At 71.4% G+C, this 14,562-nt stretch carries 13 protein-coding genes; 3 read left to right on the plus strand and 10 right to left on the minus strand.

The window, feature by feature from the left end:
• Window positions 1–55 precede the first annotated feature (55 nt).
• Window positions 56–1,270, plus strand: a complete 1,215-nt coding sequence (locus AB0N81_RS25950; protein WP_365362277.1) for an SMI1/KNR4 family protein — start codon at window positions 56–58, stop codon at window positions 1,268–1,270.
• A gap of 7 nt (window positions 1,271–1,277) precedes the next feature.
• On the opposite strand, the gene gatB is transcribed toward AB0N81_RS25950, so the two are convergent.
• The 9 genes from gatB to AB0N81_RS25995 form a co-directional block, all read right to left on the minus strand.
• A complete protein-coding gene (gene gatB / locus AB0N81_RS25955) occupies window positions 1,278–2,792 on the minus strand; it encodes an Asp-tRNA(Asn)/Glu-tRNA(Gln) amidotransferase subunit GatB (protein WP_365362279.1) in 1,515 nt (504 codons plus the stop codon).
• Between the two features lie 16 nt (window positions 2,793–2,808).
• Window positions 2,809–3,048 carry a hypothetical protein gene (locus tag AB0N81_RS25960; RefSeq protein WP_365362281.1) on the minus strand — a complete coding sequence of 80 codons (240 nt, stop codon included), beginning with the start codon at window positions 3,046–3,048 and terminating at the stop codon, window positions 2,809–2,811.
• Window positions 3,045–4,538 carry an Asp-tRNA(Asn)/Glu-tRNA(Gln) amidotransferase subunit GatA gene (gene gatA, locus AB0N81_RS25965; protein WP_365362283.1) on the minus strand — a complete coding sequence of 498 codons (1,494 nt, stop codon included), beginning with the start codon at window positions 4,536–4,538 and terminating at the stop codon, window positions 3,045–3,047. The genes AB0N81_RS25960 and gatA overlap by 4 nt, the downstream gene beginning before the upstream one ends.
• A 5-nt stretch (window positions 4,539–4,543) precedes the next feature.
• On the minus strand, window positions 4,544–4,840 hold the full coding sequence (gene gatC / locus AB0N81_RS25970) for an Asp-tRNA(Asn)/Glu-tRNA(Gln) amidotransferase subunit GatC (RefSeq protein ID WP_362999093.1): 297 nt from the start codon (window positions 4,838–4,840) through the stop codon (window positions 4,544–4,546).
• A gap of 117 nt (window positions 4,841–4,957) precedes the next feature.
• Entirely contained in the window at window positions 4,958–7,288 is a 2,331-nt protein-coding gene (locus tag AB0N81_RS25975) for a bifunctional diguanylate cyclase/phosphodiesterase (RefSeq protein WP_365362285.1), read from the minus strand.
• Between the two features lie 315 nt (window positions 7,289–7,603).
• A complete protein-coding gene (gene ligA, locus AB0N81_RS25980; protein ID WP_365362287.1) occupies window positions 7,604–9,787 on the minus strand; it encodes an NAD-dependent DNA ligase LigA in 2,184 nt (727 codons plus the stop codon).
• Between the two features lie 30 nt (window positions 9,788–9,817).
• Window positions 9,818–10,831 carry a methionine synthase gene (locus tag AB0N81_RS25985; RefSeq protein ID WP_365362289.1) on the minus strand — a complete coding sequence of 338 codons (1,014 nt, stop codon included), beginning with the start codon at window positions 10,829–10,831 and terminating at the stop codon, window positions 9,818–9,820.
• Window positions 10,828–11,526: an SDR family oxidoreductase gene (locus AB0N81_RS25990; RefSeq protein WP_365362291.1), complete on the minus strand. Its 699-nt coding sequence runs from the start codon at window positions 11,524–11,526 to the stop codon at window positions 10,828–10,830. The genes AB0N81_RS25985 and AB0N81_RS25990 overlap by 4 nt, the downstream gene beginning before the upstream one ends.
• Window positions 11,527–11,533: 7 nt before the next feature.
• Window positions 11,534–12,079, minus strand: coding sequence for a TIGR00730 family Rossman fold protein (locus tag AB0N81_RS25995; protein ID WP_365362293.1), 546 nt, complete (start codon window positions 12,077–12,079; stop codon window positions 11,534–11,536).
• Between the two features lie 51 nt (window positions 12,080–12,130).
• Here AB0N81_RS25995 and AB0N81_RS26000 point away from each other — a divergent pair, with 51 nt between their 5' ends.
• Entirely contained in the window at window positions 12,131–12,490 is a 360-nt protein-coding gene (locus AB0N81_RS26000; protein WP_365362295.1) for a DUF427 domain-containing protein, read from the plus strand.
• Here AB0N81_RS26000 and AB0N81_RS26005 read toward each other — a convergent pair.
• The gene (locus AB0N81_RS26005) at window positions 12,474–13,454 is read right to left on the minus strand and encodes a helix-turn-helix domain-containing protein (protein WP_365362297.1); all 981 of its coding nucleotides are present in this window, start codon (window positions 13,452–13,454) and stop codon (window positions 12,474–12,476) included. The genes AB0N81_RS26000 and AB0N81_RS26005 overlap by 17 nt on opposite strands.
• A gap of 107 nt (window positions 13,455–13,561) precedes the next feature.
• Here AB0N81_RS26005 and AB0N81_RS26010 point away from each other — a divergent pair, with 107 nt between their 5' ends.
• Complete coding sequence (locus AB0N81_RS26010; protein ID WP_365362427.1) at window positions 13,562–14,497, plus strand: NADP-dependent oxidoreductase; 936 nt, start codon at window positions 13,562–13,564, stop codon at window positions 14,495–14,497.
• Window positions 14,498–14,562: the final 65 nt, after the last annotated feature.

A 14,562-nucleotide genomic window follows, 5' to 3' on the forward strand; every position in this document is an offset into this window, starting at 1 on the left:
CCCCGGAGGTCCATGGCGGACGGCGTTGTCAGTGGCCGGTGTCATCCTCGGACACATGGATCTCACCGAGCGCATCGCCGCCTTCACGGAGCTGGTCGGGCCGCCGGCCGACGTCGCGCCCGCCGTCGACTGGGCCGCGGTGGAGACCTGGCTCGAAGTCACGCTCCCCCGGGACTACAAGACGCTGGTGTCGGTGTACGGACCGGTGGAGGTGGGCGAAGGCCCCGAGTCCATCCGCCTGCACACCCCGTGCGTCTCCCCCGACGGGCGGTTCGAGTACGGGGCGTGGGTCGTCGAGACCCACCGGCACTCCGCGATCAGACCAGGCATGTTCACCAGGGAGCGGCGCCGCTTCCTGCCCGACGAGGGCGGCCTCCTCGCCTTCGCGGCCACGGCATCGGGCGACCACCTCTTCTGGGACACCTCGGTGTCCAAGGACCCGGACGAGTGGCCGGTGGTGCTCCTCACCACGTCCATAGCGGTCGGCGAGGCCGAGCCCTGGGTGTCGTACGACGTCCCGCTCCTGGACGTCCTGTCGGCGGCCGTCCGCGGCGGCGGGAGCGTGCGCACCTGGGCACCGCTGGCCGGGGCCGCGCCCTGGTCCCCGCCGCCCCGCGGCACGTACGTCGACGCGCGCCAGCACGCCGCTCTCACCGAGGGCGATGGCCTGGCGGCGGTCACCGCGCTGATACCGCCGCCGCTGACGCCCCGTCTGGGCAACGGCACGTGGGAGCAGGTCTTCGACCGCCTCGGCACACGGCTTCCCGGGGACTTCGTGGCCCTGGCCCAGGCGTACGGCGCGGGGAACTGGAGTTGGTGGCTCGACATGACCGCTCCCCTGGACCTGGACGGGCGCTTCGGTCTCGTCCAGGACGTCGAGGAGATGCTGGAGGGCTACCGAATCCTGCGCGAAGCGCACCCCGAGTACTACCCGCTGCCCGCATGGCCCGAGCCCGGCGGCTTCCTGCCGGTCGCCTCGACCATCGACGGGGACCAGATCGGCTGGTGCGCCGAGGGCGACGACCCCGACCGGTGGCGCGTCGCCGTCAACCCCCGCCACGCGGACCAAGGACCGCCACTGGACACGGACTTCACCGCCACGCTGCTGAACTGGCTGCGCGGCGGCCGCCCGGCCGCCGAAGGCTTCCCCTGGCTGCGCAAGGACCAGGACCCGCTGGAGCACATGTTCTTCGAGCCGTTTCCGGCGCCTTTGGGCATGAGTGAGGGCGGCACCCCCGAAGGGAGCGCCGCCCTCACCCGGCAGGACTAAGCGAACCTCAGCCCTCGCTGACGCCCAGCTTCTCCAGGATCAGCTCCTTGACGCGGGCCGCGTCGGCCTGGCCGCGGGTGGCCTTCATGACCGCGCCGACCAGCGCGCCGGCGGCCGCGACCTTGCCGCCGCGGATCTTGTCCGCGACGCCGGGGTTGCCGGCGATGGCCTCGTCGACGGCGGCCGTCAGCGCGCCCTCGTCCGAGACGACCTTCAGGCCGCGCTTCTCGACGACCTCGTCCGGCGTGCCCTCGCCCTTCAGGACACCCTCGATGACCTGGCGGGCCAGCTTGTCGTTCAGGTCACCGGCGGCGACGAGCTCGGTCACCCGGGCCACCTGCGCCGGGGTGATGGACAGCTCCTCGAGCGCCAGGCCCGACTCGTTGGCGTTGCGGGCCAGCTCGCCCATCCACCACTTGCGGGCCGACGCCGCGTCGGCGCCCGCCTCGACGGTGGCGACGATCGGCTCGACCGCGCCCGCGTTGAGGATCGACTGCATGTCGTGCTCGCTGATCCCCCACTCCTCACGGAGGCGGTTGCGGCGCACGCGCGGCATCTCGGGCAGACCGGCCCGCAGCTTCTCGACCCACTCACGGGACGGGGCGACGGGGACGAGGTCGGGCTCCGGGAAGTACCGGTAGTCCTCGGCGTTGTCCTTGATGCGGCCGGAGGCCGTGGAGCCGTCCTCCTCGTGGAAGTGACGGGTCTCCTGCACGATGGTGCCGCCGGAGCTCAGGACCGCCGCGTGACGCTGGATCTCGAAGCGCGCCGCGCGCTCCACGGAGCGCAGCGAGTTGACGTTCTTCGTCTCGCTGCGCGTGCCGAACTCCTGCTGCCCCTTGGGGCGCAGCGAGAGGTTCACGTCGCAGCGCATCTGGCCCTTGTCCATGCGGGCCTCGGAGACGCCGAGCGCCTTGATGAGCTCGCGCAGCTCCGCGACGTACGCCTTGGCGACCTCGGGAGCGCGCTCACCGGCGCCCTCGATCGGCTTGGTGACGATCTCGATGAGCGGGATGCCGGCGCGGTTGTAGTCGAGCAGGGAGTGCGAGGCGCCGTGGATACGGCCCGTCGCGCCACCGACGTGCGTCGACTTGCCGGTGTCCTCCTCCATGTGGGCGCGCTCGATCTCCACGCGGAAGATCTCGCCGTCCTCCAGTTGGACGTCCAGATAGCCGTTGAAGGCGATCGGCTCGTCGTACTGCGAGGTCTGGAAGTTCTTCGGCATGTCCGGATAGAAGTAGTTCTTCCGGGCGAAGCGGCACCACTCGGCGATCTCGCAGTGCAGCGCGAGGCCGATCTTGATCGCGGACTCGACACCGATCTCGTTGACGACCGGCAGCGCGCCGGGCAGACCGAGGCAGGTGGGGCAGGTCTGGCTGTTCGCGTCCTGCTTGAGCGCGGTCGAGCAGCCGCAGAACATCTTGGTCTTGGTGCCGAGCTCGACATGGACCTCGAGGCCCATGACGGGGTCGTACGTCGCGAGGGCTTCCTCGTACGACACCAGGTCAGTAGTGACAGTCACGGTGAAACTTTCCCTCTCAGCCCAGCAGGACGTCGTCGTCGCCGAGGCGCTTGAGCTCGCGCACGAGCAGCGCGACGCCGGTGGCGATGGCGGCAGCGGAGACGACGGCGTCCACGAGGCGGAGCGTGTCGTGGTCATAGCGGGCCTTCTTGGCCTGCTTGAGCACGCTCACGGCGCCGAAGGCGGTGGTGCCGATCGACAGGTACGTGCCGGTCTTGGACTTCTTGAAGCCCTTGGCCTTGTTCAGTGCACTCACAGCGACGGTGCCTCCTCAAGCAGCGGGTGTCCCCACTTTTCCACGAAGGCGGCCTCTACGGCAGCACCGACCTTGTACAGCCGGTCGTCCTTCATGGCGGGGGCGATGATCTGCAGTCCGACGGGCAGGCCGTCCTCCGGCGCGAGGCCGCAGGGCAGCGACATGGCGGAGTTGCCCGCCAGGTTGGTCGGGATGGTGCACAGGTCGGCGAGGTACATCGCCATCGGGTCGTCGGCGCGCTCGCCGATCGGGAACGCCGTGGTCGGCGTCGTCGGCGAGACAATCACGTCGACCTGCTCGAAGGCCGCCTCGAACTCGCGGGTGATGAGCGTGCGGACCTTCTGGGCGCTGCCGTAGTACGCGTCGTAGTAGCCGGAGCTGAGCGCGTACGTACCGAGGATGACGCGGCGCTTGACCTCGTCGCCGAAGCCGGCCTCACGGGTCAGCGCGGTGACGTCCTCGGCGGACCTCGTGCCGTCGTCGCCGACGCGCAGGCCGTAGCGCATGGCGTCGAAGCGGGCGAGGTTCGAGGAGCACTCGGAGGGCGCGATCAGGTAGTACGCGGAGAGCGCCAGGTCGAACGTCGGGCAGTCCAGCTCGACGATCTCGGCGCCGAGTCCCTTGAGCATCTCGACGGACTCGTCGAAGCGCTGGACGACACCGGCCTGGTAGCCCTCGCCGCGGAACTGCTTGACGACGCCGACGCGCATGCCCTGGACCGAGCCGTTGCGCGCGGCCTCGACGACCGGCGGGACCGGGGCGTCGATGGACGTCGAGTCGAGCTCGTCGTGCCCGGCGATGGCCTCGTGCAGGAGTGCGGCGTCGAGGACAGTGCGGGCGCAGGGGCCGCCCTGGTCGAGGCTGGAGCTGAACGCGACCATGCCGTACCGGGAGACGCCGCCGTAGGTCGGCTTGACGCCGACCGTGCCGGTGACGGCCGCGGGCTGGCGGATCGAGCCGCCGGTGTCGGTGCCGATGGCGAGGGGGGCCTCGTAGGCGGCGAGGGCGGCGCTGGAGCCGCCGCCGGAGCCGCCGGGGATGCGGGTGAGGTCCCAGGGGTTGCCGGTCGGGCCGTACGCGCTGTTCTCGGTGGAGGACCCCATGGCGAACTCGTCCATGTTGGTCTTGCCGAGGATGACGACGTCGGCGGCCTTCAGGCGCTTGGTGACGGTCGCGTCGTACGGCGGAATCCAGCCTTCGAGGATCTTCGAGCCGACCGTGGTCGGCACGCCCTCGGTGGTGAAGATGTCCTTGAGCGCGAGCGGGACGCCGGCCAGCGGGCCGAGCTTCTCGCCCCTGGCGCGCTTCTCGTCGACGGCGCGGGCCTGCGCGAGGGCGCCCTCGCGGTCCACGTGCAGGAAGGCGTGGACCTTCTCGTCGACGGCTTCGATGCGGGCCAGGTGGGCCTCGGTGACCTCGACCGCGGTGAGCTCGCCGGAGGCGATCCTCGACGCGATCTCGGCGGCGGTGAGCTTGATGATGTCCGTCATGATCTTCAGTCCTCCCCCAGGATCTGCGGCACCTTGAAACGCTGCTGCTCCTGGGCCGGGGCGCCAGAGAGCGCCTGCTCGGTGGTGAGCGACGGACGGACCTCGTCCGCGCGCATGACGTTCGTCAGCGGCAGCGGGTGCGAGGTCGGCGGTACGTCTTGGTCGGCGACCTCCGAGACGCGGGCGACCGCGCCGATGATGTCGTCGAGCTGTCCGGCGAAGTGGTCGAGCTCCTCGGCCTTCAGCTCCAGACGTGCAAGGCGGGCGAGGTGGGCGACCTCCTCGCGCGTGATGCCAGGCATGCGGCGATCCTCAGGGGTGAGTGTGCGGGTTGTGAGGGCAATCCTATGGGTCGGTGCGGGGTGCCCGTTAAACGGTTTCCGCCCCGCCGCTCCGCGACGCCCTGTGCCGCCCTGTGTTTACTGCACCACGTGTCCCGACGACTGCCCCACGTCGGAGCTCTCCGCGAGCTTCGCCTCCGCCGCGACGTCCACCGGGCGGCGCCAGCCGCGGGAGCCGCGGGCGCGCAGCCACGCCGTCGCCTCTTCGGCGGGCATCGCCGCGGCGACGAGCCAGCCCTGGACCGCGTCGCACCCGAGGTCCCGCAGCCGCTCCCACGTCTCGTCGTCCTCGACGCCCTCGGCGACGACGAGGAGTCCGAGGGAGTGGGCCAGGTCCACCGTGCAGCGGACGATCTCCGCGTCCTCGTTGTCGACGGCGAGGCGGGCCACGAAGGAGCGGTCGATCTTCAGCTCGCTGACCGGGAGGCGGCGCAGGTGGACGAGGGAGGAGTACCCCGTGCCGAAGTCGTCGAGGGACATCTTGACCCCGTGGCCGGTGAGGCCGGCCAATGTGTCGGCGGCCCGCTGCGGGTCCTCCAGGAGGACGTGCTCGGTTATCTCCAGCTGCAGCGCGCCCGGCGGGACGCCGTGCCGGGCGAGGCGCGCCGCGACCGCGCCCGCGAAGCCGGGGGTGTGGACGTCGCGCGGCGACACGTTCACCGCGACGGGGACCTTGAGTCCCATCGCCTGCCACTTCGCGACCTGGGCGAGCGCCGTCTCCAGGACGTACTCCGTCAGGTGCGGCATGAGGCCGGACGACTCGGCGATGGCGATGAACTCGTCGGGCGGCACCCGGCCGCGCTCGGGGTGCACCCATCGGACCAGCGCCTCCAGGCCCGCGACCTTGCCGTCGAAGCGGACCTTGGGCTGGTAGTGCAGTTCGACGTCGCCCGCGTCGAGCGCCCTGCGCAGGTCGCCGAGGAGGCCGAGCCTGTCCGGTGTGTTGGAGTCGCGCTTGGACTCGTACACCTCGACGCCGGTGCGGTCCCGCTTCGCCTGGTACATCGCGACGTCCGCCCGCCGCAGGAGGCCTTCCGCGTCGAGCGCGTGGTCGGGGAAGACGGCGAGGCCGGCGCTGGCCTCCAGGACGAGGGTCAGACCGTCCAGGTCGAGCGGGGAGCCGAGCGCGGCGACCAGCTGGCGGGCCACGCGGGTGGCCGACGTGGTGGAGTCGGCGACCGGCAGCAGGACGGCGAACTCGTCGCCGCCGAGCCGTGCGGCCTCCGCGCCGCGCGGCAGGGCGAGCCGCAGCCGGTCCGCGATCTGCAGCAGGAGCCGGTCGCCCGCGAGGTGGCCGAGGGTGTCGTTGACCGACCGGAAGCGGTCCATGTCGATGAGCATTAACGCGGATCGCGCTCCGAGCCGCTCGGCGTCGTCGAGGGCCGTCCAGGTCCGCTCCAGGAGCCACTGCCGGTTGGGCAGTCCGGTGAGCGGGTCGCGCAGCTGCTCCTCGGCGCGGGCTCGGGCGATCCAGAGGGTGGAGTCGAGGGCGACGAGCGGGATGGCGAAGAGGGGCAGCAGGATCGGCAGGGAGATCGCCACCACGCAGATCAGCGGGGCGATGCCGAGCAGGGCGATGCCGAGGAGGCCCTGCCTGACGAGGGCGGTGCGGGTGACGGTGGGCAGGGCGCCGGTGCGCGGCGCGTGGACGTACCAGAGCAGGACGCGGGTGACGGCGAGGTACGCGACGGCGACCAGGGCGACTTGGGGTGCGGTGTAGAGGGTCCAGGTCTCGGGCAGCCAGGGCGATTCGGCGCTCGGTGCCGTGCCGAAGGCGGCCAGGGCGAGCGCGCCCGCGCCGATGCCGAGGACGTCGACGGCGCCGTGCAGCAGGCCCTGGCGCCAGCGGTGCCTGCGCGCGACGCCGACCAGGACGACGACGGTGAGGCTGACCATGCCGGCGGGCACCCAGCCGTAGAGCAGGAGGACGGCGACGGTGAGCGCGCCGCCGGAGCCCGTGCCGCCCCACCAGCGGTCGCGGCCGAGGGCGACCAGGTGGCCGACGATGAGGCCGGTGAGGACGGCGAGCGACCAGCCCGCGGCGCCGGTGGGGAACAGGGCGTGGCGGCCGGTGAGGGCCTGGAAGAAGCCGGTGCCGAGCAGCACGGCGGCGCCGGCGACGACCATGACGGGCAGCAGCGGCCAGGGGTCGCGGGGGTCCTGCTCGGCGGGGTCGGCCGTGCCGGTGAGGGGTCCTGGGCTGTCGGTGCGGTCCGGTGCGGCGGTCCAGGCCCGTTCGCGTGGTTCGACGGCGGTGGTCAGCGCTCCGGGGCCGGGGCCCGCGGGTCCTGCCGCGGTGCCCGGGTCGGTGGTCGTCACATCCCGGCGGCCGCGCAACCAGGCTCCCGGCGCGCGCCACATGCGCGCGCGCAGCCGTGAGTCCGGGGCGGCGCTCTCGGTCGGTTCCATTCCCGTCCCTCTCACAGCCGGCGGTGCCCACGCCACGCGGACTCGGCCAAGGAGTCGGCCGCGTCCGAAAAACCGTCCCCGTGCTCCGCGCGAGCGGGGAGACGCAGTTCTCCCGGACCCTTGCCGAGCAGGGGATGCCCCCTTCCGAGCTCTTGATGAGCAGGTGATGCCCCGTTCGCAGCGGGGCACGGCAGGCGCACACCTCAACAGTAGGCCGCAGAAGGCTTCCACGGGCAGCGGTCGGCTACGGTTGCCCGAATGCGACCCGGCCACCCGTATGCCTCTGGTATGCGCCGAACGGGTGGCCTTCAACCGCTACTCCTCGGTCGGAAGCGCGACTTCCCTTGCCGCGTCCGGTCCTTGTTCGAGCAGGACAGCGAAGCCTTCCTCGTTGAGAACCGGAACCTTCACCTGCATGGCCTTGTCGTACTTGGATCCGGGGTTGTCGCCCACGACGACGAATGAGGTCTTCTTCGAAACGGAACCGGTCACCTTTGCGCCCTGGCTCTGCAGCGCCTCTTTCGCGCCATCCCGGGTGTGGTGCTCCAGCGTTCCGGTGACGACCACCGTGAGGCCGGCGAGCGGGCGCGGTCCTTCGTCCTCGCCGCTCGACTCCTCCTCCATGCGCACCCCGGCAGCCCGCCACTTGCGCAGGATCTCCCGGTGCCACTCCTCGGCGAACCACTGTTTGAGGGAGGCCGCGATGGTCGGGCCCACGCCCGCCACGTCGGACAGCTCCTTCTCGGTGGCCTGATCGATGCGGTCGATGGAGCGGAACTCCCGGGCCAGCGCCTCGGCGGCCACCGGGCCGACGTGCCGGATCGAGAGGCCCGTGAGGACGCGGGCGAGCGGGCGTTCCTTGGCCGCCGCGATGTTCTCCAGCATGGCGAGGGTGTTCTTCTTCGCCTCGCCCTGCTGGTTGGCGAAGAAGGTGACGACCTTCTCCTCGCCGGTCTTGGGATCGCGCTTGGGCAGGCCGGAGTCCTGGTCCAGGACGTACGACTTGATGGGCAGCAGCTCCTCGACCTTCAGGTCGAAGATGTCGCCCTCGTCGAGGATCGGGGGCTCGGCGGGCTCCAGCGGTCCGGTCAGCGCGGCCGCCGCGACGTATCCGAAGTTCTCGATGTCCAGGGACTTGCGGCCCGCGAGGTAGAAGAGACGTTCACGCAACTGGGCCGGGCACAACTGGGCGTTGGGGCAGCGGAGGTCGATGTCGCCCTCCTTCATGGGGCGCAGCGCCGTGCCGCACTCGGGGCACTCGGCGGGCATCACGAACTCCCGCTCGGTGCCGTCCCGCAGGTCCGCGACGGGGCCGAGGATCTCCGGGATGACGTCACCGGCCTTGCGGATGACGACCGTGTCGCCGATGAAGACACCCTTCTTCTTCACCACTTCCTGGTTGTGCAGGGTCGCGAACTCGACCTCGGAGCCCGCGACGGTGACGGGCTCCACCTGGGCGTACGGCGTGACGCGGCCGGTGCGGCCGACGCCGACGCGGATGTTGATGAGCTTGGTGTTGACCTCCTCGGGCGCGTACTTCCAGGCGATGGCCCAGCGCGGGGCGCGCGAGGTGGAGCCGAGGCGGCCCTGGAGCGGGATCTCGTCGAGCTTGACGACGACGCCGTCGATCTCGTGCTCCACGGAGTGGCGGTGCTCTCCGAAGTACGTGATGAAGTCGCGCACGCCGTCGAGGCCGTCCACCACCTTGTTGTGCTTGGCGGTGGGCAGGCCCCACTCCCGCAGCAGGTCATAGGCGTGGCTGAGGCAGTCGATGTCGAAGCCCTCGCGGGCGCCGATGCCGTGCACCACCATGTGCAGCGGGCGACTCGCGGTGACGCGCGGGTCCTTCTGGCGCAGCGAACCCGCCGCCGCGTTGCGGGGGTTGGCGAAGGGCTTGTCGCCCGCCTCGACCAGGCGGGCGTTGAGCTCCTCGAACTTCTCCATGGGGAAGAAGACCTCGCCGCGGATCTCCACGAGGGCGGGGACGTTCTCGCCCTTGAGGCGCTGGGGGATGTCCGCGATGGTGCGGACGTTCGGCGTGATGTCCTCGCCGGTGCGGCCGTCGCCCCTGGTGGCGGCGCGGGTGAGCTTCCCGTCCTCGTACGTGAGGTTGACCGCGAGGCCGTCGATCTTCAGCTCGCACAGGAGGTGGAAGTCCGGGGTGCCGGCCTCCTTGGCGACGCGGTCGGCCCAGGCGGCCAGTTCCTCGTCGTCGAAGGCGTTGTCCAGGGAGAGCATGCGCTCGCGGTGCTCCACCGCGGTGAACTCCGTCTCGTACGACCCGGAGACCTTCTGGGTCGGCGAGTCCGGGGTGCGCAGCTCCGGGTGCTCGTCCTCCAGGGCTTCGAGGGAACGCAGGAGTTTGTCGAACTCGGCGTCGCTGACGACCGGTTGGTCCTTCACGTAGTACCGGAAGCGGTGCTCCTCGATCTGTTCGGCCAGCTGGGCATGCTGATCCCGTGCCTCGGCGGGCACAGAGCCTTGCTGTTCGACAGCCACCGTTTCGTCCTCCCGTTACGTCATACCCAATTACTCAGGGTTATCCGCGAGCGATCGCGCCGCTTTGACGCAGTGGGTGAGCACCTCGCGTGCGTACGCGGGAGAAGAGCCCGCGAGTCCGCACGACGGAGTGACCACGACCGACTCCGCGAGCGATCCCGGATTCAGCCCCAGCCTGCGCCAGAACGTCCTGACACCCATGACGCTACCGGCAGGGTCTGACAATCCGCCGTCCACGCCCGGCACGACACCGGCGAAGAGCTTCGTGCCGCCCTCGACCGCCTCACCGATCGCCTCGTCGTCACGGTCGGTGAGCAACGAGAAGTCGAACGAGATCGCGTCGGCCCCGGCGCGGCGCAGCAGCGCGAAGGGCACGTCGGGCGCGCAGGAGTGGACGACCGCGGCGCCTTCGCCTCGGACGCCGAGCACGTCCCGCAGCGTGCTCTCGACGACCTGCCGGTCCACGGCTCGGTGGGTGCGGTACTCGCTGGCGGTCTTGACCTGCCCGCGGAGCACGGCGATGAGCGAGGGCTCGTCGAGCTGCAGGACCACCTGCGCGCCCGGCACCCTGCGGCGCACGTCCGCGAGGTGCTCGCGCAGGCCCTCGGCGAGCGATCCCGCGAGGTCGCGGCAGGCGCCGGGGTCGGAGAGCGCGGCCTCGCCGTTCCGCAGCTCCAGGGCGGCGGCGAGGGTCCAGGGGCCGACGGCCTGGACCTTCAGCGGGCCCTCGTACCCCTGGGTGAACTCCTCCAGGGCGTCGAGGTCCTCGCCGAGCCAGGCCCTGGCGCGGCGGGTGTCGCGGCCGGGGCGGTCTCCGACGCGCCAGCCGCTGGGCTCCACGCGCGCGTAGAGGTCGACGAGGAGCCCAGCGGTGCGGCCGATCATGTCGGCGCCTGGTCCCCGCGCGGGCAGCTCGGGAAGGTACGGGATGCCCTGCTCGGGCCCCTCGAAGCTGCCGGTCACGGTCTTCGCGGCCTCGCGGGCGTCCCCGCCGGGCATGGACCCGACGCCGGTGGCGGGGCCCCAGGTGAAGGTGTCGCTCATCGTCCCGGCCGCACCGTCAGATCGTTGACCTCCGCGTCGCGCGGCAGGTCCAGGGCCATGACGATCGTCGTGGCGACCGACTCGGGGTCGATGAAGCGCGACGGGTCGTACTCCTTGCCCTCCTGCTGGTGGACCTTCACCTGCATGGCGCTCGCCGTGCGGCCGGGGTAGACGGAGGTGACACGCACGCCGTTGCCGTGCTCCTCCTGACGGAGCGAGTCGGCGAGGGCCTTCAGGCCGTGCTTGGAGGCCGCGTACGCGGACCAGTCGGCGTGGGCGGTGAGGCCGGCGCCCGAGTTGACGAACACCACGTGTCCCTGGGCGGCCCGGAGTTGGGGCAGGAGGTGGCGGGTCAGTTCGGCGGGGGCGATGAGGTTGACGTTGAGCTGGTGCCGCCACGACTTCGGAGTGAGCTCGCCGACCGGGCCGAGGTCGACGACGCCCGCGATGTGCAGCAGCGAGTCCACGCGCGAGGGCAGCGACTGGTGCCCGAAGGCCCAGGACAGCTTGTCGGGGTCGGAGAGGTCTCCTACGAGGGTGCTCGCGCCGGGGAACTCGGCGGCGAGCTCCTTGGCGCGGCCCGCGTCGCGCGCGTGCAGGACGAGGTCGTCGCCGCGTGCGTGGAGGCGGCGGGCGACGGCCGCGCCGATGCCGGAGCCCGCCCCGGTGATCACATGTGTTGCCATACCCGCCATGCTCGCATCACTGGGTGCCCTGTGATTCCTCCAGGTAGGCCAGGGCGCCGACGGGCTCCTCGGCGAAGAAGACGAGGTCGGTCAGCGGGACGGGCAGGAAACCCTCGTCCTCCATGCGGCGGAACTGCTCCTTGAGGCCGTCGTAGAACCCGGCGGAGTTCAGCAGGACCACCGGCTTGGTGTGCTTGCCGTGCTTCTTCAGCTCCAGGATCTCGGTGGCCTCGTCGAGCGTGCCGGTGCCGCCCACCATGATGACGATCGCGTCGGCCTTCTCCAGGAGGAGGGCCTTGCGCTCGGCGAGGTCGCGCGCGATCACCATCTCGTGCGGCTCGGTCACCTGCCTGGCCCTGGCCGCGAGGAAGTCCACGGAGACGCCGACGAGGCGCCCTCCCGTCTCGTGCACGCCGTCCGCCACGACCTTCATCAGGCCGCTCTCGGAGCCGCCCCACACCAGCGTGTGGCCGCCCTTGCCGAGCAGTTCGGCGAATTCGCGGGCCGGGCGTGTGTAGCGCTCGTCGAGGTCGGCGGCGGAGAGGAAGACGCAGATGTTCATGCGCCCACGGTACGTTCCGTTGCTGAAGGCACTCGTCGAGGAGGGCATCTCATGACCGCGGGACACCGGATCACCGTCGAGCAGGGCACGGACCACGTACGCGTGGTGTCGGACGGACAGGTCGTGGCGGAGAGCCGCCGGCCGCTGCTGCTGCGCGAGACGGGCTATCCCGTACGCCACTACCTCCCTCCGGAGGATGTGCGCACCGACCTGCTGACGCCGTCGGAGACCCACACGTACTGCCCGTTCAAGGGCACGGCCCTCTACTGGTCGCTGCCGGGCGCACCGGACACGGTGTGGGCGTACCCGGAGCCGAAGCCGGACGTGGCCCAGATCAAGGACCACTTCTGCTTCTACGAAGCAGAGGTCTTCTACGAAGCAGAGGTCGCAGAGGTCACGGAGCAGCCGTGAACGTCCGACGGTAGGCGACCGGTGAGACGCCCAGCACGGCACGCATGTGCTGGCGCAGGGAGTTGCCGGTGCCGAACCCGGAGCGGTGGGCGACCACGTCCACGGGCAGGTCGCTCGACTCCAGGAGCTGCCGGGCGAGTTCGATGCGCTGGGCGGTCAGCCAGCGGCCCGGGGACATGCCGGTCTCCTCCTGGAAGCGGCGCGTGAAGGTGCGCAGGCTCATGCGCGCGTGGGCGGCGAGCTCGCCCAGGGGCAGCGGCTCCTGGAGCCGTTCGAGGGCCCACGCGCGCGTGGCGGCCGTCGTGGCGAGCGTGGGCTCGGGGACGGGCCGCTCGATGTACTGCGCCTGCCCGCCGTCGCGCCACGGCGGTACGACGCACACGCGCGCGACGTGGTTGGCGACGGCGGCGCCGTGGTCCCGGCGTATCACGTGCAGGCAGAGGTCGATGCCGGCCGCGACCCCCGCCGCGGTGAGGACGTCGCCGTCGTCCACGAAGAGCACGTCCGCGTCGACCTTGATCCTGGGGAATGACCTCTGGAAGTCGTCGGCGACGTGCCAGTGCGTCGTCGCGGGGCGCCCGTCGAGGAGGCCGACGGCGGCGAGGATGTACGAGGCGTTGCAGAACGAGACGATCCGGGTGCCGGGCCTGATCCGCCCCAGGGCGGCGACCGCACCCTCCGGGAGCTCGTCGCCCTCCATCCCCCTGTCGAAGCGGCGGGTCGGCGGGATCACCACGGTGTCGGCGTCCCCCAGGACCTCCGGGCCGTGCTCGACGGCCACCGTGAACCCGGAGTCCGTGCGCACCGGGTGCCCGTCCACCGTGCAGACGACGACATCGTAGAGCGGCTTGCGCCCGGGGCCCTCGGCGACGCCGAAGAGCCGGGACGGGATGCCCAGCTCGAAGGCGTACACGCCGTCCAGGGCGAGGACCGCCACCCGATGCCGTCTGCCTCCGTAAGTCATGGCCGAATCCTGTCACATCATGGCCAAACTGCCAGCACTGCCGACGGCGGCACCGACGCACGCTTGGTCCCCCGAGCAGTTCCTGAAGAAAGCGGAAGACCATGAAGATGCGTGCCGTCAGCCCCCGCGCCTGGGGCGCCCCCGAGAACCTCGTCCCCGTGGAGGTGGACCGCCCCGAGCCGGGACTGACCGAGATCCTGGTCCGGGTGCACGCGGCGGGCGTCAACCCGGTCGACTGGAAGACCCGCGCGGAGGGCGCCTTCGGCACCTGGGGCGACACCCCGATCCTCGGCTACGACGTATCGGGCGTCGTCGAGGAAGTGGGCCCCGGAGTAACCCTCTACCAGCCCGGCGACGCGGTGTTCGGCATGCCCCGCTTCCCCGAACAGACCGGCGGCTACGCCGAGTTCGTGGCGGCGCCCGCCCGGCGCTTCGCCCCCAAGCCCGCGGGGATCACCCACATCGAGGCGGCCGCGCTGCCGCTCGCCGCGCTCACCGCATGGCAGGGCCTGGTCGAGACGGCCGGACTGCGCGCCGGACAGCGGGTGCTGATCCACGCGGCGGCGGGCGGCGTGGGCCACCTGGCCGTGCAGATCGCCAAGGCGCGAGGGGCGTACGTGATCGGAACGGCCCGCGAGGAGAAGCACGACTTCCTGCGCGGCCTCGGCGCGGACGAGGTCGTCGACTACACGCGCGTGGACTTCACCGAGGCGGTGAGCGACGTGGACGTGGTCCTCGACGGCGTGGGCGGCGAGTACGGGGCGCGCTCCCTGGAGATCATCCGCCCCGGCGGCCACCTGGTGACGCTGCCCGACCCGGGCGGCCTCCCCGACCCGGCACGGGCGGCGGAGCTCGGCGTGCACACCGGCTGGACGATCGTCGAGCCGGACCGCCTGGGCCTCCTGGAGGTCTCCCGCCTGATCGACGAGGGGAAGCTCCGCGTCGAGATCGACACGGTCGTCCCCCTGGAGGACGCGGCGAAGGCCCACGCGCGCGGCGAACAGGGCCGCACCCAGGGCAAGATCGTGCTCCGCGTCGCCTGACCGACCCAGGATCGGCTCGGCCCCGTTGTGGTCTCCGCAATAGCGTAATAGTCTCTAACGACTAC

It is taken from the genome of Streptomyces sp. NPDC093510 (assembly GCF_040683555.1).
In the GTDB taxonomy this organism is placed as follows: Bacteria; Actinomycetota; Actinomycetes; order Streptomycetales; family Streptomycetaceae; genus Streptomyces.